This window comes from Nonomuraea sp. NPDC026600 (assembly GCF_040638335.1).
Taxonomy (GTDB): domain Bacteria; phylum Actinomycetota; class Actinomycetes; order Streptosporangiales; family Streptosporangiaceae; genus Nonomuraea.
In genome coordinates this window covers 79,334-99,490 of sequence record NZ_JBEZYD010000040.1, presented here as the reverse complement: position 1 = coordinate 99,490, position 20,157 = coordinate 79,334, and the positions used below count along the sequence as shown (strand labels likewise).

Annotated in this window: 20 protein-coding genes and 1 pseudogene; 16 read left to right on the top strand and 5 right to left on the bottom strand. The window is 70.2% G+C overall.

All coding sequences use genetic code 11. The annotated features are described in order from the left end of the window. Positions 1 to 66: 66 nt before the first annotated feature. From AB0F17_RS53560 to whiA, 6 genes are all read left to right on the top strand, one after another. A complete protein-coding gene (locus tag AB0F17_RS53560) occupies positions 67 to 519 on the top strand; it encodes a Rieske (2Fe-2S) protein (RefSeq protein WP_358040857.1) in 453 nt (150 codons plus the stop codon). A gap of 45 nt (positions 520 to 564) precedes the next feature. Further along, positions 565 to 1,005: a Rieske (2Fe-2S) protein gene (locus tag AB0F17_RS53555; protein ID WP_358040854.1), complete on the top strand. Its 441-nt coding sequence runs from the start codon at positions 565 to 567 to the stop codon at positions 1,003 to 1,005. 72 nt (positions 1,006 to 1,077) lie between these two features. Continuing rightward, the gene (gene uvrC, locus AB0F17_RS53550; protein WP_358040851.1) at positions 1,078 to 3,012 is read left to right on the top strand and encodes an excinuclease ABC subunit UvrC; all 1,935 of its coding nucleotides are present in this window, start codon (positions 1,078 to 1,080) and stop codon (positions 3,010 to 3,012) included. A 22-nt stretch (positions 3,013 to 3,034) separates the two neighbouring features. Then, a complete protein-coding gene (gene rapZ / locus AB0F17_RS53545) occupies positions 3,035 to 3,901 on the top strand; it encodes an RNase adapter RapZ (protein WP_358040848.1) in 867 nt (288 codons plus the stop codon). Between the two features lie 65 nt (positions 3,902 to 3,966). Beyond that, positions 3,967 to 4,884, top strand: a complete 918-nt coding sequence (gene yvcK, locus AB0F17_RS53540) for a uridine diphosphate-N-acetylglucosamine-binding protein YvcK (protein ID WP_358040944.1) — start codon at positions 3,967 to 3,969, stop codon at positions 4,882 to 4,884. Positions 4,885 to 4,955: 71 nt separating this feature from the next. Next, complete coding sequence (gene whiA, locus AB0F17_RS53535) at positions 4,956 to 5,936, top strand: DNA-binding protein WhiA (RefSeq protein ID WP_214636242.1); 981 nt, start codon at positions 4,956 to 4,958, stop codon at positions 5,934 to 5,936. A 455-nt stretch (positions 5,937 to 6,391) separates the two neighbouring features. Here the strand turns inward: whiA and AB0F17_RS53530 are convergent, their stop codons facing one another. Then, the gene (locus AB0F17_RS53530; RefSeq protein ID WP_358040846.1) at positions 6,392 to 7,003 is read right to left on the bottom strand and encodes a hypothetical protein; all 612 of its coding nucleotides are present in this window, start codon (positions 7,001 to 7,003) and stop codon (positions 6,392 to 6,394) included. A gap of 186 nt (positions 7,004 to 7,189) precedes the next feature. On the opposite strand from AB0F17_RS53530, the gene gap reads away from it, so the two are divergent. From gap to AB0F17_RS53505, 5 genes are all read left to right on the top strand, one after another. Further along, positions 7,190 to 8,194, top strand: a complete 1,005-nt coding sequence (gene gap / locus AB0F17_RS53525) for a type I glyceraldehyde-3-phosphate dehydrogenase (protein ID WP_358040843.1) — start codon at positions 7,190 to 7,192, stop codon at positions 8,192 to 8,194. Then, on the top strand, positions 8,194 to 9,381 hold the full coding sequence (locus AB0F17_RS53520) for a phosphoglycerate kinase (RefSeq protein WP_358040841.1): 1,188 nt from the start codon (positions 8,194 to 8,196) through the stop codon (positions 9,379 to 9,381). The genes gap and AB0F17_RS53520 overlap by 1 nt, the downstream gene beginning before the upstream one ends. After that, positions 9,378 to 10,160, top strand: a complete 783-nt coding sequence (tpiA, locus tag AB0F17_RS53515; RefSeq protein ID WP_358040941.1) for a triose-phosphate isomerase — start codon at positions 9,378 to 9,380, stop codon at positions 10,158 to 10,160. Before AB0F17_RS53520 ends, tpiA begins: the two co-directional genes overlap by 4 nt. Positions 10,161 to 10,259: 99 nt before the next feature. After that, positions 10,260 to 10,490, top strand: coding sequence for a preprotein translocase subunit SecG (gene secG, locus AB0F17_RS53510; RefSeq protein WP_214636246.1), 231 nt, complete (start codon positions 10,260 to 10,262; stop codon positions 10,488 to 10,490). 68 nt (positions 10,491 to 10,558) lie between these two features. Further along, complete coding sequence (locus AB0F17_RS53505) at positions 10,559 to 10,903, top strand: RNA polymerase-binding protein RbpA (RefSeq protein WP_357656681.1); 345 nt, start codon at positions 10,559 to 10,561, stop codon at positions 10,901 to 10,903. Positions 10,904 to 11,098: 195 nt separating this feature from the next. Here the strand turns inward: AB0F17_RS53505 and AB0F17_RS53500 are convergent, their stop codons facing one another. Then, complete coding sequence (locus AB0F17_RS53500) at positions 11,099 to 12,748, bottom strand: amidohydrolase (RefSeq protein WP_358040838.1); 1,650 nt, start codon at positions 12,746 to 12,748, stop codon at positions 11,099 to 11,101. Positions 12,749 to 12,765: 17 nt separating this feature from the next. Next, positions 12,766 to 14,157: an FAD-binding oxidoreductase gene (locus AB0F17_RS53495; RefSeq protein WP_358040835.1), complete on the bottom strand. Its 1,392-nt coding sequence runs from the start codon at positions 14,155 to 14,157 to the stop codon at positions 12,766 to 12,768. 95 nt (positions 14,158 to 14,252) lie between these two features. Here AB0F17_RS53495 and AB0F17_RS53490 point away from each other — a divergent pair, with 95 nt between their 5' ends. Continuing rightward, positions 14,253 to 15,278 carry a GNAT family N-acetyltransferase gene (locus AB0F17_RS53490; RefSeq protein WP_358040832.1) on the top strand — a complete coding sequence of 342 codons (1,026 nt, stop codon included), beginning with the start codon at positions 14,253 to 14,255 and terminating at the stop codon, positions 15,276 to 15,278. A 216-nt stretch (positions 15,279 to 15,494) separates the two neighbouring features. On the opposite strand, the pseudogene AB0F17_RS53485 reads toward AB0F17_RS53490, so the two are convergent. Beyond that, positions 15,495 to 15,911: pseudogene (locus AB0F17_RS53485) on the bottom strand (Clp protease N-terminal domain-containing protein); the annotation flags it as partial. A 64-nt stretch (positions 15,912 to 15,975) separates the two neighbouring features. Between AB0F17_RS53485 and AB0F17_RS53480 the strand changes: the two are divergent. From AB0F17_RS53480 to add, 4 genes are all read left to right on the top strand, one after another. Next, positions 15,976 to 16,746 (top strand): hypothetical protein, encoded by a 771-nt coding sequence (locus tag AB0F17_RS53480; protein WP_358040829.1) that lies wholly within the window; start codon positions 15,976 to 15,978, stop codon positions 16,744 to 16,746. A 40-nt stretch (positions 16,747 to 16,786) separates the two neighbouring features. Next, positions 16,787 to 17,656 carry an oxidoreductase gene (locus AB0F17_RS53475; RefSeq protein WP_358040827.1) on the top strand — a complete coding sequence of 290 codons (870 nt, stop codon included), beginning with the start codon at positions 16,787 to 16,789 and terminating at the stop codon, positions 17,654 to 17,656. Between the two features lie 11 nt (positions 17,657 to 17,667). Next, entirely contained in the window at positions 17,668 to 18,240 is a 573-nt protein-coding gene (locus tag AB0F17_RS53470; protein ID WP_358040824.1) for a TetR/AcrR family transcriptional regulator, read from the top strand. 74 nt (positions 18,241 to 18,314) lie between these two features. Beyond that, positions 18,315 to 19,334 (top strand): adenosine deaminase, encoded by a 1,020-nt coding sequence (add, locus tag AB0F17_RS53465; protein WP_358040821.1) that lies wholly within the window; start codon positions 18,315 to 18,317, stop codon positions 19,332 to 19,334. A 6-nt stretch (positions 19,335 to 19,340) separates the two neighbouring features. On the opposite strand, the gene pgl is transcribed toward add, so the two are convergent. Next, positions 19,341 to 20,114 carry a 6-phosphogluconolactonase gene (gene pgl / locus AB0F17_RS53460; RefSeq protein WP_358040818.1) on the bottom strand — a complete coding sequence of 258 codons (774 nt, stop codon included), beginning with the start codon at positions 20,112 to 20,114 and terminating at the stop codon, positions 19,341 to 19,343. Between the last annotated feature and the right edge of the window lie 43 nt (positions 20,115 to 20,157).

Here is a 20,157-nt window from a genome sequence, read left to right as displayed (position 1 = left end):
CACGCTGAACCGGCGCGAGGGCGCTGGCCGTACTTAAAGAGAGAACTAGACCTGGGAGGACGCAGCATGACCGAAACGACGCGCCGGGCGGTGGTGCTTGGAGCCGGAGGCGCCGGGCTCGCAGTGGTGATGACCGCTTGCGCGAGCTACGGCTCACCCGCGACTCAAGCGAGCGAGGCACCGGCGGCCGACGAACCGTCGTCCGCGGCTCCGAAGAAGAAGAAGGCCGCCGCCAAGTCGCTCGCCGACACCGGCGACATCCCCAGCGGGGGCGGGAAGGTCTTCGAGAGCGAGAAGGTGGTCGTCACCCAGCCGACGGAGGGGGAGTTCAAGGCGTTCACCGCGGTCTGCACCCATCAGGGGTGCACGGTCGACGAGGTCGCCGACGGCACCATCAATTGCCCCTGCCACGGGAGCAAGTTCAAGATCTCGGACGGCTCCGTCGCAGGTGGACCGGCCTCCGAGCCGCTGGAGGAGAAGAAGATCAAGGTGAGCGGGGGCAAGATCACGCTCGCCTAGCGAGTCCTCATGAATTTCTCACCTGCGTGCGGTTGGGTGAGCGACATGGGAGAAGACCTTAAGAGTCGCAGGGCGGTGATCGCCGGTGTGGGTGTGGGTGGCCTGGCACTGGCGCTGACCGCGTGCGGTAGTAATGACGCCACGTCCGGCACGCAGGCCTCGGCGGCCACGACGGAGTCCAGCGCTCCGGCGGCCGCGGGTGGCGCACTGGCGAAGACCTCCGAGATCCCCGTCGGTGGGGGGACGGTTTTCAAGGAGCAGAAGGTGGTGGTAGTGCAGCCCAAGTCGGGCGAGTTCAAGGCGTTCAGTGCGATCTGCACCCACCAGGGGTGTTCGGTGGGCAGCGTCGCGAACGGCACGATCGACTGCCCGTGCCATGGCAGCAAGTTCAAGATCGAGGATGGATCCGTCACCGCCGGGCCGGCCAAGAAGCCGCTTCCGGAGCAGCAGATCAAGGTGGACGGAGATCAGATCACGCTCGCCTAGGCGCACGCCCGCCGTACCAGGATGGCTGGTACGGCGGGCTGCCTTGTCGGTGCGGCCCGTTAGTCTTTGAACGTGGCGAGATCAACGCGCAGCCCCCTGAGTTTCCGGCCCCGGTCGGGCTCCATTCCCGACTCTCCGGGGGTCTACCGGTTCAGGGACACGCATGGCCGAGTGATCTACGTCGGCAAGGCCAAGAGCCTGCGGCAGCGGCTCAACTCCTACTTCGCCGACTTCTCCGCGCTGCACCCGCGCACGCAGTCGATGCTCACCACCGCCGCCGACGTCGACTGGACGGTGGTCGGCACCGAGGTCGAGGCGCTGCAGCTCGAATACTCCTGGATCAAAGAGTTCGACCCGCGGTTCAACGTCAAATACCGCGACGACAAGTCCTACCCCTACCTCGCCGTCACCATGGCCGATGACTTCCCGCGCGTGCAGGTGATGCGGGGCGCCAAGCGCAAGGGCACCCGCTACTTCGGCCCCTACTCGCACGCCTGGGCCATCCGCGAGACCGTCGACCTGCTGCTGCGCGTCTTCCCCGTCCGCACGTGCAGCGCGGGCGTGTTCAAGCGGGCCGGGCAGATCGGCAGGCCGTGCCTGCTCGGCTACATCGACAAGTGCTCGGCGCCGTGCGTCGGCCGGGTCACCGCGGACGAGCACCGCGACCTGGCCGAAGACTTCTGCGACTTCATGGCGGGCAACACCGGCCGCTTCATCAAGCGGCTGGAGCGCGACATGCGCGAGGCCGCCGTGGAGCAGGAATACGAGCGGGCCGCCAGGCTCCGCGACGACATCCAGGCCCTGCAGCGCGCTCTCGAGAAGCAGGCCGTCGTCCTCGGCGAGGGCACCGACGCGGATGTCATCGCGCTGGCCGAAGACCCGCTCGAAGCCGCCGTCCAGGTCTTCTACGTGCGGGGCGGGCGCATCCGCGGCCAGCGCGGCTGGGTGGTCGACAAGGTCGAGGAGGCCTCGCCCGGCGAGCTGGTCGAGCAGTTCCTGCTGCAGATGTACGGCGACGCGGGCGCCGAGTCGATGCCCCGCGAGGTCCTCGTGCCCGTGCTACCGCCCGACGCCGAGGCGCTCACCGAGCTGCTGTCGGAGCAGCGCCGCGCCCGGGTGGAGGTCCGGGTGCCGCAGCGCGGCGACAAGAAGTCGCTGATGGAGACCGTCGAGCGCAACGCGAAGGAGTCGCTCGCCCAGCACAAGGTCCGCCGGGCCGGCGACCTGACCACCCGCAGCAAGGCGCTGCAGGAGATCGCCGACGCGCTCGACCTCGATCAGGTGCCACTGCGCGTCGAGTGCTACGACGTCTCCCACCTGCAGGGCGAGAACGTCGTGGCGTCGATGGTGGTGTTCGAGGACGGCCTGCCGCGCAAGAGCGAATACCGCCGGTTCGCCGTCAGGACCAAGGAAGGCGACGTCGCCTCCATCTACGAGGTCATCCAGCGGCGGTTCCGGCGCTACCTGGAGGAGCGCTCGGCCACCGGCGAGCTGGCGGCCGACGACGACGCCGACGGACCCAACGGGCCGATCGATCCGGAGACCGGAAAGCCGCGTAAGTTCGCCTACCCGCCCAACCTGGTCGTGGTCGACGGCGCGGGCCCCCAGGCGGCCGCCGCCCAGCGGGCACTCGACGAGCTCGGCATCGACGACGTCGCCGTGTGCGGTCTGGCCAAACGGCTCGAAGAGGTGTGGCTGCCCGGCGACGATCAGCCGGTGATCATGCCGCGCTCCAGTGAGGGCCTCTACCTGCTGCAACGCGTGCGGGACGAAGCACACCGGTTCGCCATCACCTACCATCGTGCTAAGAGGTCCAAGAGCGTAAAAGAGAGCGCACTCGACACCGTGCCCGGCCTCGGGCCGGCGCGCAGGCAGGCGCTGCTCAAACACTTCGGCTCCGTGAAGAAGCTGCGCGAGGCCACCGCCGCCGAGATCTGCCAGGTCCCCGGCATCGGTCCGGCCATCGCCGAGGTGATCGCGTCGACGCTGAAGGGGGAGGGCCAGTGAGCCCGCCGAACGGAGTGAGGCAATGAACACCGAGCCGGCGTTCGTCATCGTCACCGGCATGTCAGGGGCGGGGCGTAGCACCGCGGCCAAGGCGTTGGAAGACCTGGGCTGGTTCGTCATCGACAACCTGCCGCCGGGGCTGCTGTTCGCCATGGCGGAGGAGGCGGGCAAGGTCAAGCTGGCCGCCGACAAGGTGGCCGCCGTCGTCGACGTGCGCAGCCTGGCCTTCACCACCGACCTCAACGCCGCCATCGAAGAGCTCGAAGGCCGCGGCGTACGCGTGCGGGTGGTGTTCCTGGAAGCCAGCGACGAGGGGCTGGTGCGCAGGTTCGAGAACGTACGCAGACCTCACCCGCTCCAGGGCGAGGGCCGCCTGGTCGACGGCATCGCCCGTGAGCGCGGCATCCTGCGCGAGGTGCGGGCCAACGCCGACCTGGTGATCGACACCTCCTCGCTCAACGTGCACGAGCTGCGCAACAAGATCGTCAACTTCTTCGGCGGCGAGGACCGGCCGGGGCTGCGGCTCAACGTGGTCTCGTTCGGCTTCAAGTACGGCCTGCCGGTCGATGCCGACCTCGTGGTCGACTGCCGGTTCCTGCCAAACCCGCACTGGGTGCCGGATCTGCGGCCGATGAACGGGCTTGACGCGCCGGTGCGCGACTACGTGCTCGGCCAGCCGGGCGCCAAGGAGTTCCTCGACGCCTACGAGGAGGTTCTGCAGGTGATCGCCGCCGGATACGCGCGCGAGGGCAAGAGCTACGCGACGCTCGCGGTGGGCTGCACGGGCGGCAAGCACCGCAGTGTGGCCATGGCCGAGCAGGTCGCCGGCCGCCTGCGTGATCGCGGCATGGAAGTACAGGTCAGCCATCGGGATGTGGGGCGGGAGTGACCGATGAGGGCGAAGCCCCAGGTGACGCGGTCGTAGCAGGCGCGGCGTCCGGTGATAGGCCGCGGGTGGTGGCGCTGGGCGGGGGCCACGGGCTCTACGCCTCGCTCTCCGCGCTGCGTGGCGTGGCGGGTGACCTGACCGCGGTGGTGACGGTCGCCGACGACGGCGGCTCCAGCGGGCGGCTCAGGCGCGAGCTCGGCGTACTGCCTCCCGGCGACCTGCGCATGGCGCTGGCCGCGCTCTGCGGCGACGACGAGTGGGGGAGCACCTGGAGCGAGGTCGTCCAGCACCGTTTCCGCAGTGAGGGCGACCTGCACGGCCACGCCGTGGGCAACCTGCTCATCGTGGCGCTGTGGGAGCTGCTCGGCGACCCCGTGGCGGGCCTCGACTGGGTGGGCCGGCTGCTCGGCGCCCACGGCCGGGTGCTGCCGATGGCGTCGGTGCCGCTCGACATCGTGGCCGAGGTGGAGCTCGACGGCGTCACCTCGACCGTGTTCGGGCAGGTGGCCTGCGCGCTGACCCCCGGCCGGGTGCAGGCCATCTCGCTGGTGCCGGAGGACCCGCCCGCGCGGCCCGAGGCCGTGCGGGCCGTGCTGGAGGCCGACTGGCTGGTGTTCGGGCCGGGGTCCTGGTTCACCAGCGTGTTACCGCATCTCAAGGTGCCCGCGCTGGCCAGGGCGCTGCACGAGTCGAAGGCCAAGCGGCTGGTCACGCTCAACCTGGCGCCGCAGCCCGGCGAGACCGACGACTTCTCACCCCAGCAGCACCTGGAGGTGCTCCGGCAGCACGCGCGCGACCTACGGGTCGATGTCGTGCTCGCCGACACCGGCGTGGTCGACGACCCTGACGCCCTGGAGAAGGCCGCCGCCGCGCTCGGCGGACGGCTCGTCATGGCCGACGTCGCCGCTGCCGACGGCTCTCCCCGACATGACGCACGACGTCTTGCCTCCGTCCTGGACGAGATTTTCCTCCAGAAGCGTTGATCCTGGTCGGCGCGGCGCAAAGGTGCGAGAGACTGCTGAGAGTCGGTCTGAATGGGGGAGGACTAACGCTTATGGCGATGACGGGTGTGGTGAAGGACGAGCTGAGCCGCCTGCCAGTGCTGAAGCCTTGCTGCCGGAAGGCGGAGGTGTCCACGCTGTTGCGGTTCGCCAGTGGGCTGCACCTGGTGGGCGGGCGCATCGTGATCGAGGCGGAGCTCGACACCAACGCCACTGCGCGGCGGCTGATCAAGGACATCGGGGAGGTGTTCGGTCACAAGGCCGAGGTGCTCGTGCTGGCACCCGCCGGGCTGCGCAAGGGGTCGCGCTATGTCGTGCGCGTCTACCGCGACGGTGAGGCGCTGGCCCGGCAGACGGGCCTGATCGACAACCACGGGCGCCCGGTCCGCGGCCTGCCTCGCCAGGTGGTGGCGGGGGCCGCCTGCGACGCCGAGGCCGCGTGGCGCGGGGCGTTCCTGGCGCACGGCTCGCTGACCGAGCCGGGGCGTTCCATGTCGCTGGAGGTCACCTGCCCGGGGCCCGAGGCGGCGCTGGCGCTGGTGGGCTCGGCGCGCCGGCTCAAGATCCACGCCAAGGCGCGGGAGGTGCGCGGCGTCGACCGGGTGGTGGTGCGTGACGGCGACGCCATCAGCGCGCTGCTCACGCGCCTCGGGGCGCACGACAGCGTGCTGGCCTGGGAGGAGCGGCGGATGCGCCGCGAGGTGCGGGCCACGGCCAACCGCCTGGCCAACTTCGACGACGCCAACCTGCGTCGCTCGGCGCGGGCGGCGGTGGCGGCGGGGGCACGGGTGCAGCGGGCGCTGGAGATCCTGGGCGACGAGGCGCCCGACCATCTGGTGATCGCGGGGCGGCTGCGGGTGGAGCACAAGCAGGCGTCTCTGGAGGAGCTGGGGCAGATCGCGGATCCGCCGCTGACCAAGGACGCGATCGCCGGACGCATCCGGCGATTGCTGGCGATGGCCGACAAACGGGCGACCGATCTGGGCATCCCCAACACCGAGGCCAACCTCACCGTGGACATGCTCTCCCAGTAGAGCCCTCTGTCCGGCTCGGTGGCGTGTGTGGGCCTGGCAAAGCCGTTTTATGTGCGGCCCTGTCCGGCTCTACGTGGCCCTGTCCGGCTTGGTGGCGAGTGCGGGCCCGGCGAAGCCGTTCTCTGTGCGGGTCGGTCCTCCTGTGCGCGTCGGTGGTTGCCTGGGTTCTTTCCGTGCGGGTCGGTGGCTGCCGTGCGTTCTTCCTGTGCGGGTCGGTAGTTGTCGTGCGTTCTTCCTGTGCGGGTCGGTAGTTGTCGTGCGTTCTTCCGGTGTGGGGTGCTCCCCGTGCGTGTCCTGCCGTCAAGGCCCTTCATGCTTTACGGCACGGCACGGTGGGCGCCAACCGCCGTCGTGGGCTGGGCCCTGTCCAGGGGAACGCTCCTCCGGTGAGGGGGCTTCTCGCCGTGACGTGCGGGTTCGCCGGCCGATTCCGTGGATCGGCTGGTGCGCCGTTGTCAGGCGCGGCCCGTGTCCCTTGGCGTGAAGAGGTCGCCGGTGGGGCGTGAGGGGCTGGTGGGGCTTTGGAGGGGTTCGAAGGGGGCCCGGTACTCCGGTTCGGCGGGGGCCGGGTCCTCGGGTGGGGTGACGGACGTTCGGCGGGCTCGGACGCGGCCCACTCGTATGCGTACGACCACATAGGCCGTCAGAGCCGCCGCGGCCAGGGGCAGCCAGGGCTCCCAGGAGTCCTTCAGCGAGGACCAGAGGTTCGTCAGCTCGCTCGGGAAGGTGGCTCTGAGCCGGTCGAGGGTCAGGTCCGGCTCGCCGCCGGTGCTCGTCGCGCGGGCGGTGGTCCAGCCCAGGGCCACCGCCGCGACCGCGCAGAGGGCTGACCACCAGGGCAGGACCCGGCTGCTCGCTCTGACCAGGCATACCAGGAGCGACAGGAGGAGAGCCATGGCGAAGGCGATCGCGGTCATCGCCCAGAGGCCGTCGCCGGCGGCCAGGAAGGCAGCCGGGATGAAGCGGGCTCCGTAGTGGAGCGCCGCCGCCTGTGCGATGGTGCAGATGAGCGTGGCTATGAAGCCCACGACCAGGCCAGACAGCAGCCCGGACCTAGGGTGTGACATCTCAGCCCCCAGAGAATGCCCGAATTTACTCCGATGAGTCGGGCACTTTACTCGAAGCTCACAAATGGCGCGCCCGGATCGCGGATTCGCGCTAAGGGGAGTCCAGTGGTCTAAACCAATTTGGGTCCGATAGGGTTTGTCATTGAGGTTTTCAGCTCGCCATCACGTACGAGGAGATCGGTTCCCGTGAGCATCCGCGTAGGCGTCAACGGCTTCGGCCGCATCGGCCGCAACTTCTGGCGTGCGGTGGCCGCCAGTGGCAAGGACATCGAGATCGTTGCGGTCAATGACCTGACCGACAATGCGACGCTCGCCCACCTTCTGAAGTACGACAGCATCCTCGGCCGCCTGCCTTACGAGGTGAAGGTCGCCGGTGACGAGATCATCGTCGACGGCAAGGCGATCAAGGTCTTCGAGGAGCGCGACCCGGCCAAGCTGCCGTGGGCCGACCTCGGGGTCGACGTGGTGCTGGAGTCGACCGGCCTGTTCACCGACGCGGCCAAGGCCAAGGTGCACGCCGACAACGGCGCCAAGAAGGTCATCATCTCCGCTCCGGCGAAGAACGAGGACGTCACGATCGTGATGGGTGTCAACGACAACACCTATGACGCCGCCAAGCACACGATCATCTCCAACGCCTCCTGCACCACCAACTGCCTGGCTCCGCTGGCGAAGGTCCTCAACGACGCCTTCACCATCGAGAAGGGCCTGATGACCACCATCCACGCCTACACGCAGGACCAGAACCTGCAGGACGGCCCGCACAAGGACCTGCGCCGCGCCCGCGCCGCCGCCGTCAACGTGGTGCCCACCTCGACCGGTGCGGCCAAGGCCATCGGCCTGGTGCTGCCCGAGCTCAAGGGCAAGCTCGACGGGTTCGCGATGCGCGTGCCGATCCCCACGGGCTCGGCCACCGACCTGACCGTCGAGGTCGGCCGCGACGTGACCGTCGAAGAGGTCAACGCCGCGTTCAAGGCCGCCGCGGAGGGACCGCTCAAGGGCGTGCTCCTCTACACCGAGGACGAGATCGTCTCCAGCGACATCGTCACCGACCCGCACTCCTGCATCTTCGACGCCGGCCTGACCAAGGTCATCGGCAACCAGGTGAAGGTCGTCGGCTGGTACGACAACGAGTGGGGCTTCTCCAACCGCCTCGTCGACCTCATCCAGCTGGTGGGCGCGGACCTCTGATGCGTACGCTCGACGATCTCGACGTGAAGGGTCGGCGCGTGCTCGTACGCGCCGACCTCAACGTCCCACTCGACGGTGAGACGATCACCGACGACGGCCGCATCCGCGCGTCGGTGCCGACGATCAAGGCTCTGACCGGCGCGGGCGCGAAGGTCGTCGTCTGCGCTCACCTGGGCCGCCCCAAGGGCCGCCCGACCCCCGGCCTCTCGCTGAAGCCGGTCGCCGAACGCCTCGCCGAGCTGCTCGGCGAGGACGTGGCCTTCGCCACCGACGTGGTCGGCGACAGCGCGCACGGCGTCGTCGACGCGCTGGGGGAGGGCCAGGTCGCCCTGCTGGAGAACCTGCGGTTCGAGCCGGGCGAGGAGTCCAAGGACGACGCCGAGCGGGGCGCGTTCGCCGAGAGGCTGGCGGGACTCGCCGAGCTCTACGTGGGCGACGGCTTCGGCGCGGTGCACCGCAAGCACGCCAGCGTCTACGACGTGCCCCGGCTGCTGCCACACGCGGCGGGCGGGCTCATCGTGGCCGAGGTCGAGGTGCTCAAGAAGCTCACCGAGGACACCGAGCGCCCCTACGTGGTGGTGCTGGGTGGTGCCAAGGTCTCCGACAAGCTCGGCGTCATCGCCAACCTGCTGGCCAAGGTCGACCGGCTGCTGATCGGCGGCGGCATGGCCTACACCTTCCTCAAGGCTCAGGGTTACGAGGTCGGCAAGTCGCTGCTCCAGGAGGACCAGCTCGACCAGGTGCGCGGCTTCCTCAACCAGGCCGCCGAGCGTGGCGTCGACCTCGTGCTGCCCGTCGACGTGCTGGCCGCGACCGGCTTCGCCGACGACGCGCCGTACGACGTGGTCGAGGCCACCGCCATCCCGGCCGACCGCGAGGGGCTCGACATCGGTCCCAAGACCCGTGAGCTGTTCGCGGCCAAGCTGGCCGACGCCAAAACCGTCTTCTGGAACGGCCCCATGGGCGTCTTCGAGTTCGACGCCTTCTCCGCCGGCACCCGGGCCGTCGCCGAGGCGCTGATCAGGGCCGAGGCCCTGACGGTGGTCGGCGGTGGCGACTCGGCGGCGGCCGTACGCAAGTTCGGCCTGCCCGAAGACGGCTTCTCGCACATTTCCACCGGTGGCGGAGCGAGCCTCGAATATCTCGAAGGCAAGACCCTCCCCGGACTCGCCGCCTTGGAGGACTGACCGTGAGAAAGCCGCTCTTCGCCGGCAACTGGAAGATGAACCTCAATCACCTCGAGGCCATCTCGCTGGTCCAGAAGCTCGCCTTCGCGTTCACCGACAAGGACTTCGACCGGGTGGAGGTGGCCGTTCTGCCGCCTTTCACCGACCTGCGCAGCGTCCAGACGCTCGTCGACGGTGACAAGCTGCGCATCGTCTACGGCGCGCAGGACCTGTCCCAGCACGAGGCGGGCGCCTACACCGGCGAGATATCGGGCGCGATGCTGGCCAAGCTGAGCTGCACGTTCGTCCTGGCCGGCCACTCGGAGCGGCGTCAGTATCACCGCGAGGACGACGACCTGGTCAACGCCAAGGTGCAGGCGGCGTTCCGCCACTCGCTCACGCCGATTCTGTGCGTGGGCGAGGGCCTGTCCGTGCGCCAGGCGGGCGAACACGTGTCACACTGCCTGAACCAGCTTGACGGTGGACTGCGCAAGATCTCCGCTGAGCAGGCACAATCGATGGTAGTGGCCTACGAGCCGGTGTGGGCGATCGGCACCGGCGAGGTGGCCACTCCCGAGGACGCCCAAGAGGTCTGTGAAGCACTGCGAGGCAGACTCGCTGAGCTGTACAACCCCGAAGTGGCCTCAGCAGTACGTATCCTCTACGGAGGGTCAGTCAAGTCAGGCAACATCGCTGGGATCATGGCCAAACCCGATATCGACGGCGCGCTCGTGGGCGGTGCCAGCATCGATGCCGGGGAGTTCGTAAAGATCTGCCGTTTCTCCGATATGTCCGGCTAACTGAGTCGTTCCGGGGGTGCGACTTGGCAACAAGCCGTACCCTCTAGAGGCAAGTTTGAATCGTCACGCGTGACAGAGCATTGAAGGACTAGGCATACCGTGGAAATCGGAATCTCCATCGCCCTCATCTTGGCGAGCTGTCTCATGATCCTGCTCGTCCTGCTCCACAAGGGCAAGGGTGGTGGCTTGTCTGACATGTTCGGCGGCGGTTTCTCGTCGAACTTCGGTGGTTCCTCGGTGGTGGAGCGTAACCTCGACCGGCTGACCGTCATCACGGGCACCGTCTGGTTCGTCTGCATCATCGCTCTGGGCCTGCTTCTCAGGCCCTGAGTCAGGTTGACGCGTGACAGTGATTCTCCCCCCGTGTGTCACGGGGCGATCGAGCGAGGAGTTCATCCGTGGGTAGTGGCAACGCGATCCGTGGCAGCCGTGTCGGCGCCGGCCCGATGGGGGAGGCCGAGCGCGGCGAGGCAGCTCCGAGAGTGCGGGTTCCGTTCTGGTGCGCCAACATGCATGAGACGCGTCCCAGCTTCGCCAGCGACGCGGCGGTGCCCGAAACGTGGGACTGCCCACGCTGTGGTCTCCCGGCCGGCCAGGACGAGCAGGCCCCGCCTGCCCCGCCCCGGAACGAGCCGTACAAGACGCACCTCGCTTATGTGAAGGAGCGCAGGAGCGACAAGGACGGCAAGGCGATCCTCGAGGAAGCGCTGGAGCGTCTTCGCAACAACAAGTCTCCCTGGTAGGACCAGCAGGACCTTGTCATCTCAGAGGCACGTACGTCAGAAGGGCCCCGGCACCGCGCCGGGGCCCTTCTGACGTTGTGGCGTGGGGTGCCCAAGGATTGCGGGCCGTGGAGTGGTCGCGTGGTGCGGCGTCCTGGGCCGCGTTGGGTGGTCGCGCTGTGTCGAGCGACTCCCGGTCCTTGGTCAGGCGGTGGGCTATCCCTCGTGTACGGCGATGCCGTCCACGAACGTCATGCGCGCCCGAGTCGTCCAGATGTCGCGCTCCGGCAGCGTGAACGGGTCGCGGTCCAGGACGACCAGGTCCGCCGGGCGGCCCGGCTCGATCACGCCGGCGGGTGAGCGGTTGATCCAGGCCGAGCCCGCCGTGTACGCCGTCAGCGCGGTCGCCAGGTCGAGGCGCTGGCCGGGCAGGAACGGGGTCTGCGCCGTCGGGTAGCCGGCGTGCACCGAGCCGCCGGGCTCCGTGCGGTTGACGGCCACGTGCATGCCCTGCAGCGGATCGGCGCTCGACACCGGCCAGTCGCTGCCCGCGCAGAACCTCGTGCCGTGGGCGAGCAGGTCGGCGAAGGGGTACTGCCACGACGAGCGGGGCTCGCCCAGGAACGGCAGCGTCAGCTCGTCCATCTGCGCGTGGTGGGTCGCCCAGAGCGGCTGCAGGTTGGCCGTCACGCCGAGCGCGGCGAAGCGCGGCACGTCCGACGGCTCGATGATCTGCAGGTGGGCGATGTGGTGCCGGTTGGCGGGGGAGGTGCCCTCGAGGCTGTCGAGCGCCTCGCGGACGGCCCGCTCGCCGATCGCGTGGACGTGCGCCTGGAAGCCGAGCCGGTCCAGCTCGGCCACGTACGTCCTGAGCTTGGCCGGGTCGACGTAGGACAGGCCCGTGCCGCCGCAGAGGCAGTACGGCTCCAGCGTCGCGGCCGTGAAGTTCTCCGTGATGCCGTCCTGCATGATCTTCACCGAGGTCGCGCGGAACCGGTCCAGCCCCTCCGCCGAGGCGCGCCGCGCCACCAGGTCGTCGAGCTGTTCGAGACCACGGGTCCTGTCCCACCACAGCGCGCCCACCACGCGGGCCCGCAGCCTGCCGGAGCCGGCCGCCGACACGTAGGTGGGCAACTGGTCCACCGAGCCCGCGTACGAGCCGACGATGGCGTCCTGCCAGCCGGTGATGCCGAGCGAGAACAGGTACCGCTCCGCCTCCGCGAGCGCCCGGTCCAGGTCCTGGGCGGTGGGGCGGGGGGTGAGCAGGCCGACGAGGTCCATCGCGCCTTCGTGCAGGACGCCGCTGGGCGTGCCGTCGGCGTCGCGCTCGATCCGGCCGTCGGCGGGGTCGGGGGTTTCGGCGGTGACGCCGGCCAGTTCCAGGGCGCGGGTGTTGACCCAGGCGGCATGGTGGTCACGCTGGATGAGGTAGACGGGCCGGTCGGCGAAGGCGAGCTGGTCGCGGTGCGGCAGCCCACCCGGGAAGGCCGACATGTCCCACCCACCGCCGTAGATCCACTCTTTTTCAGGATTTTTCGCCGCGTAGTCGGCGATCTTCGCCAAGTAGGCATCGAGTCCGTAAATTTCGGATAGATCGCACTTGGCGCGCTCCAGACCCGCCTGCACCGGATGCACATGGGCATCGGTGAACCCGGGCACCAGCAGGCCGCCCGCCAGGTCCACGGTCTCGTGGCCCGGCGCCAGCCGTACCAGCTCCCGCTCGTCGCCCACAGCGGCGATCACGCCGTCGCGGACCAGCACGGCTTCGGCGAAACCAGCCTCGGCGAAACCAGCCTCAGCGAAACCAGCCTCGGCGAAATCGGCCTTCGGGGTGAAGACGCGCCCCCCTCGGAAGAGCGTGTTCATGATGTACTCCTTGGTGGTCAGTGGCCGGTGATGAGGTCGGCCACGCGGGCCAGGACGGACGTGCGCGGCATCGACCGCTCCCGGTGGTCCGCCATCCGGTACAGGCGGTACATCGCGTGCACCCCCAGCCAGCGCAGCGGCTCCGGCTCCCAGGCCCGAACCCGGCGCCCCACCCACGGCAGTTCCGTCAGCGCCGTCCGCTCGCCCAGCACGAGGTCGCGCAGCGTACGGCCGGCCAGGTTGGCCGTCGTCACCCCGTGGCCGGTGTAGCCGCCCGCCCAGCCGAGGCCGGTGGCCGGGTCCACGTGCACGGTCGAGCACCAGTCGCGCGGCACCCCCAGCACTCCCGACCACGCGTGCGCCACCGAGGAGGACGCCGCGGCGGGGAAGAAGTCGATCAGCAGCTCCCAGAGCGCCTCGATCGTCCGCTCGTGCGTGTGCCCCCTGGCGTCCACCCGCGAGCCGTACAGGTACGGCCGGCCGCGCCCGCCGAAGGCGATGCGGTCGTCGGCGGTCCGCTGCGCGTACATGTAGTAGTGGGCCATGTCCCCGAGCAGCTCGGACCCCTGCCAGCCGACCGTCTCCCAGAAGGAGGCGGGCAGCGGCTCGGTGACGATCAGCGAGCTGTTCATCGGCAGCCACTGCCGCCGCAGCCCCTTCAACTGCGAGGTGAACCCCTCGGTCGCGCGGAGCACGTGACGTGCCCGGACCGTCCCGAACGGCGTCACGGCCCGCCCCGGGGCGATCTCCGTGACGGGCGTGCGCTCGTAGACGGTCACCCCGAGATCCCGTACGGCCCGCGCCAGCCCCTGTACCAGCTTGGCGGGCTGGACCCGCGCGCAGTGCGGGCTCCAGGAGGCGGCCACGGCCCCCGCCACCCGCAGCCGCTCCGCGGGATCGACCAGCCGCAGGTCCGCCTCCTCGATGCCCCAGGCGCGGGCGGCCGACACCGAGGCCCGCAGCCGTGCCGCCTGGGCGGGAGTGCGGGCCACGTTGACCACGCCGCCCTTGACGACGTCGGCGTCGATGGCCTCCTTCTCGCAGACCCCGATCACCTCGTCGATCGAGGCGTACATCTCGCGCTGCAGCAGCCGCGCCGCCGGAGCCCCGTGCGTCCTGGCATAGCGCTCGTGCGATCCGGCCAGGTCGCCGGTCAGCCAGCCGCCGTTGCGCCCCGAGGCCCCGAACCCGGCGAAGTCCTTCTCCAGCACCACCACGTTCAGCGACGGCCGGGCCTGCTTGAGGTAGTAGGCGGTCCACAGTCCCGTGTAGCCCGCACCGACGATCACCACGTCCGCTCGGAGGTCGCCGTCGAGGCGGGGACCAGGGGAAGGCACGCCGGAAGAGCGGTACCAGAAGGAGACGTCGCCGTTCACGAATCCGGACGACAAGGAGACTTGCACGTTCATGGCCGTATCCTCCTATACGTCGCATCTCGCTACGAAATTCGCATTCGAAACACGGCGGTAGCGGACAGGTAACACCGCCCCGGCATCCTCTTCGTATGGGATTCTTGCGCATTCGCACGACGGTGGACGAGCGTCCGGGACGGCTGGCCTCCCTGGCCGCGGCCCTGGCCGACAGGGGCGGCAACATCCTCGGCCTGAGCGTCCAGTCGGATGCGGACGGCACCGTCGACGAGTTCGTCGCCGACATCCCGGCCGGCCCGGAGGCCGTGCGCGAGGCCCTGGAGGCGGCGGGTGGACGCCGCGTCCAGGTGGTCCCCGCGACGGCGCACGAGCTGACCGACGAGCCCACCCGCGCGCTGCTGCTCGCCTCCCGGCTGCGGTCCATGCCGTGGCGGCTGCCCGAGTTCCTGGCCGAGCTGCTGCGCGCCGACGATGCCCGGTGGATCTATGGTGAAGCCGTGAGTGACCTTCCCGACCCGACCCTGCTCGTGGTGCCCGTGGCGCCCAAGCGGGCCGTCCGGCTGCGCCGTGCCGAGTTGCCCTTCACGCTGACCGAGGCGGCCAGGGCGGCCTCCTTCGTCCGGCTCGCGCAGCCGCCGGTCGAGCAGAGCGCCGGCGAGCCCGTGATCAGGCTGAGCGATGGTGAAGAGGTCACGGTCCGGCCGCTCACCTCGATCTACCGCGAGGCCATACGCGACCTGCACGACAGATGCTCGCCCGAGGCCCGCAGGTTCCGCTACTTCACCTCGATGCCCGCGCTGCCGGCGCGGATGTTCGACCAGCTCTGCGACCGCAGCCGCGGCCACTCGATCGTCGCCGGGCACGACGGCCAGGTGGTGGCCATGGCCTCCTTGATGTTCACTCCCGATCCCGGCATCGCCGAGATGGCCTTCCTGGTCGAGGACCGCTGGCAGGGGCGCGGTCTGGGCACGGCCTTGGCCCGATCGCTGGTGCGCGAGGCGCGTGATCTCGGCTACGCCGAGGTCAGGGCCACGATGCTGTCCGACAACGTACGGATGCGGCGGCTCCTGCTGTCGCTGGGCGCCACGCTCGGCTACACCGAGGACCCGGGCGTGATGGAGGCCAGGCTGCCGGTCGGCGCGCTGGCGTCGTCAGCCTGACGCGCTCTCGCCTGGTTCGTGCTCGCCTTCGTCCGGCCCGGATTCCCGTTGCGACGGCTCCGGGGCGGACGCCGCCCGGTCGGGCTGCTGGATGCCCAGGTGGCGCTCGATGCGGTCGAGGCTCTCCTGGATCTGGGTGAGCCGCTCGCCGAGCATCGTGCCGGCGGCGAAGAACATCTCAGTCGGCCGTTCCTTCGGCCCCTGGCCGAGCCGGGTGAGCACGCGGTGCCGCAGGTCGCCCAGCTCCACGCCGCCGTCCACGATCGCGCGGGCGGCGAGCCCCTCGCCCTCCCTGATCACCCCGAGCAGGATGTGCTCGGTGCCGATGTAGTTGTGGCGTAGCTGCAGGGCCTCGCGCAGCGAGAGCTCCAGGACCTTCTTGGCGCGCGGGGTGAACGGGATGTGCCCGCTCGGCGCCTTGTCGCCCTGGCCCACTTCGTGCTCGACGTACGCGCGCACGTTCCCCAGCTCGACGCCGAGGCTGTCGAGCGTCAGCGCCGCCACGCCCTCGCCCTCGTGGATGAGGCCGAGCAGGATGTGTTCCGTGCCGATGTGGTTGTGGCTCAGCATCCGCGCCTCTTCCTGGGCGAGGACGACGACCCTTCGGGCACGGTCGGTGAAGCGCTCGAACACCGGTGGCCCTCCGTTCGAGTGGCGTGCCTCCACTATGCGCTACAAACCAGCGGATGTGGGGTATTTGACCAGTGTGGATCTTGACGAGGTGGCCGGTCGCCTGTATGCGCTCCCGCCGTCCGAGTTCACCGCCGCGCGCGAGGCCGAGGCCCGTGCCGCCAAGGACGCGGGCGACGTACGGCTGGCCCGCGACATCGCCGGGCTGCGTAAGCCCACCGTGTCCGCGTCGGCCGTGAACCGGCTGGTCCGCGAGCATCCGGACGACCTCGGCGAGCTGCTGGCGCTCGGGGGGCGGTTGCGCGAGGCGTGGGAGGCGCACGACGCCGAGGCGCTGGCGGAGCTGACCCGGCGGCGCGGCGAGCTGGCGGGGCTCCTGTCCCGGCTGATCAGGCGGGACACCGGCCTGTCGGCCGCCGCGGCGGCCGAGGCCGAGCGGACGCTCGACGCCGCCGTCGTGGACGCGGGCGCGGCCGAGGAGGTACGGCGGGGCCGGCTGGCCAAGCCGCTCAGCTACAGCGGCTTCGCCCCGGCCCCGGTGCCGCGCGCCAGACCCGCCAGGAAGCCGGCGGACCCGGTCGGCGCGGCCGCCGAGGCGAAACGGCGGGAAGAGGCCGAGGCCAGGAAGGCCGCCGAACGGCAGGAGGCGCAGAACGCCCACCGGGAGTGGGTCGCCGCCCTGGAGCAGGCCGTACAGGAGCACGACGAGCGCGCCGAGCGGGTCGCCCGGCTGGAGCGGAAGCTGGCCAAGGCCCGCAAGAGGCTCGCCGAGAGCACCCAGCGGCTGCAGGTCGCTCAACGGGAGGAGCGGCACGCGCGGCAGCGGGCGGAGCGTTAGGTTATGGTGTACGAAACGGTTTCGTACACCTGGAGTGGTGATGAGTACCTGGACCCCCGCCGACATGCCCGACCTGAGCGGCAAGACGGCCATCGTGACCGGCGCCAACAGCGGCATCGGCCTGCCCACCGCGCTCGAGCTCGCCAGGCACGGCGCCCGCGTCATCATGGCCACCCGCTCGGCCGCGAAGGGCGGCGCGGCCGTCGAGGAGATCCGCCGGGCCGTCCCCGGCGCCGAGGTCGAGCACGGCACGCTGGACCTGGCCGACCTCGCCTCGGTCAGGAGCTTCGCGGCCGGCGTCGACCGGGTGGACCTGCTGGTCAACAACGCGGGCATCGGCATGGTCCCGCGACAGCTGACCCGTGACGGCTTCGAGCTGCAGTTCGGCACCAACCACCTGGGCCACTTCGCGCTCACCGGGCTGCTGCTGCCCCTGCTGCTGTCGCGACCCGGCGCGCGGGTGGTCACCGTGTCCAGTGACGCGCACAAGATGGGCAAACTCGACCTCGACGACCTGGGCCTGGAGCGCGGTTACAAGAAGATGAGCTCGTACGGCCGCTCCAAGCTGGCCAACCTGCTCTTCACCCTCGAGCTCCAGCGACGCGCTCAGCGGTCCCAGGTGGACCTGGTCGGTGTCGCCACCCATCCTGGTGTCACGGCCACCAACTTCTTCACGCTGGGGCCGCTACAGCCCCTCATGGGGGTGTTCCTGAAGAGCGCGGCGGCCGGTGCGGTGTCCTCCCTGTACGCCGCCACCTCGCCGGAGATCCACGGCGGGGAGTTCGTCGGCCCCAAGACCCAGCTGCTCACGCCGTCGGAGGCGGCCCGCTCCGAGAAGCTCGCCGCCGATCTGTGGGACGTGTCCACGCGGCTGACCGGCGTACGATTCGAAGAGATCACCTACAGCTGAAGGACGTGCACGTGGCGCCACTCGACCCCGAGCGGGAGCGGGCCATTCTCGACGCCACGCTGGAGCTGTTGTCGGAGATGGGCTACGACCGCATGTCGGTCGATCAGATCGCCAAGCGGGCCAAGGCCAGCAAGGCCACCATCTATCGCCGGTGGGCGGGCAAGCCGGAGCTGGTGGTCGACGTCATCTGCCGCCGGTTCGACATGGACACGCCGCCCGTCGACGACACCGGCTCGCTGCGCGGCGATCTCGCCTCGGTGTTCGGCGGCCTGTGCGGGGCCGTCGAACGCAAGCACGGCCTCATCATGGGGCTCTCCTCGACGCTGGTCTCCCATCAGGAGCTGGCCAGGACGCTGCGCGAGCACATGCCGGTCAAGGACCTGGGCGGGGTGGAGGCGCTGCTGGCGCGGGCCAGGAAGCGCGGCGACCTGCCGGGGCCGGTGGATCCGGGCCGGCTGTTCGGGGTGGCGGAGGCGCTGGTCTGGCACCGCATGATCTTCCTCGGGCCGCCGTTCGACGAGCCCTTCGTCGCGGACTCGGTGGACACGGTCCTGCTGCCGCTGGTCCACGCGTGGTCTCGATGAAACCTCACATCTTTATGTGAAATTTCGCCCGAAACCCTGTTTTGAGGCGAAATGGCGGGCTTAAGGTCATCGCCATGACGACCCCCACTGACGCCTTCATCGACGCCCTGCCCAAGGTAGAGCTGCATGTGCACCTGGTCGGCTCCGCCTCCGTGGCCACCGTCCTGGAGCTCGCCCGCCGCCACCCGGGCGGCCCGGTCCCCACGACGGAGGAGGACCTGCGCGCCTTCTACGCCTTCCGCGACTTCCCTCACTTCGCCCAGGTGTACGGGGCCGTCAACGCGCTGGTCCGCGAGCCGGAGGACGTCGCCACCCTCGTGCTCGGCCTGGCCCGCGACCTGTCGTCCCAGGGCGCCCGCTACGCCGAGCTGCAGGTCACCCCGTACGCCCACAGCATCGTCGGGATGCCCATGCGCGAGGTCACCGAGGCGCTCGACCTGGCCGCCCGCCGGTCCGCGACCGACCACGGGGTGGAGATGGCCTACATCTTCGACATCCCCGGCGAGTTCGGCGAGGAGGCGGCCAAGATCACGGTCATGCACGCCTTGGAGGAACCTCCCGCCGCATTGGTAGGTTTCGGCCTGGGCGGGATCGAGCAGAGCCGCCCCCAGTACCGTGACGCCTACCGGGACGCGTTCGCGGCGGCGCGCGCGGCGGGGCTGCACAGCGTGCCGCACGGCGGCGAGATGACCGGTCCCGAGAGCGTCTGGGAGGTCATCGAGGGGCTGGGCGCCGAGCGCGTCGGCCACGGCATCTCCTGCCTCCAGGACCCGCGCCTGGTGGCCTACCTGCGCGAGACGCAGCTCCCGCTGGACGTCTGCCCGACGTCGAACGTCTGCACCGGGCAGGTGGCCCGCATCGAGGACCACCCGCTGCCCAGGCTGCTGGAGGAGGGGCTGTTCGTCACGCTGAACAGCGACGACCCGCCCATGTTCGCCACCACCCTGGCCGGTGAGTACCGTGTCGCCGCGCACGTGTTCGGTTTCGGCGAGGCGGAGCTGGCGCGGCTCGCCCGCAACGGCGTGCACGCGTCCTTCCTGGCGCCGGAGCGCAAGCAGGCCCTGCTGGCCGAGATCGACGCGCTGACCGCCTGATACGGCTCAGGGGGAGGCGATGCGGCCCAGGCCCGGCGGGAGCTTGGCGGCGGCGGTCCGGTCCAGCAGGAACAGCGTCCGCACCCGGCCCCTGGCCCCGGCCGCCGGCACCTGGACGGGCCCGGAGTCGGACAGCGCCAGGCGTACCGCGCCCGACTTCTCCTCGCCCGCCGCCACCACCCACACCTCGCGCGAGGCCTGGATCGTCGGCAGCGTCAGCGAGACGCGCGTGGGCGGCGGCTTGGGCGCGCCGTGGACGGCCACCACCGACCGCGTGTCGTACAGCGCCGGCATCCCGGGGAACAGCGACGCCACGTGCGCGTCGGGCCCGACGCCGAGCAGCATCACGTCGAAGTTGGGCACCGGCCCGTGATCCTCCGGCCGGGCCGCCTTACGCAGTTCGGCCGCGTAGGACTCGGCCGACTCCTCCGCCGACATCCCCGAGTCGGGCCCGCGCATGACGTGCACCCGCTCGGGGTCGAGGTCGACGTGATCGAGGAGCGCCTTGCGGGCGCCCGTCTCGTTGCGCTCGGGGTCGCCGGTCGGCAGGAAGCGCTCGTCGCCCCACCAGATGTCGAGGCGGGGCCAGTCGACCGCGTCGCGCGCCGGCGTGGCGGCGATCGCGGCCAGCGTCGCGTGGCCGACCGTGCCGCCGGTCAGGACCAGCGACGCCGACCCCTTGGCCGACTGCACGTCGACCAGCCGGGTGATGATCCGCGCCGCCACGGCCTTGGCCAGGACGTCGCCGTCACGATGGACGACAACATTGGGAACGCTCACGAGCTCACTCTTTCACGATCGGCACCCACCGGCCGTGCGCGAC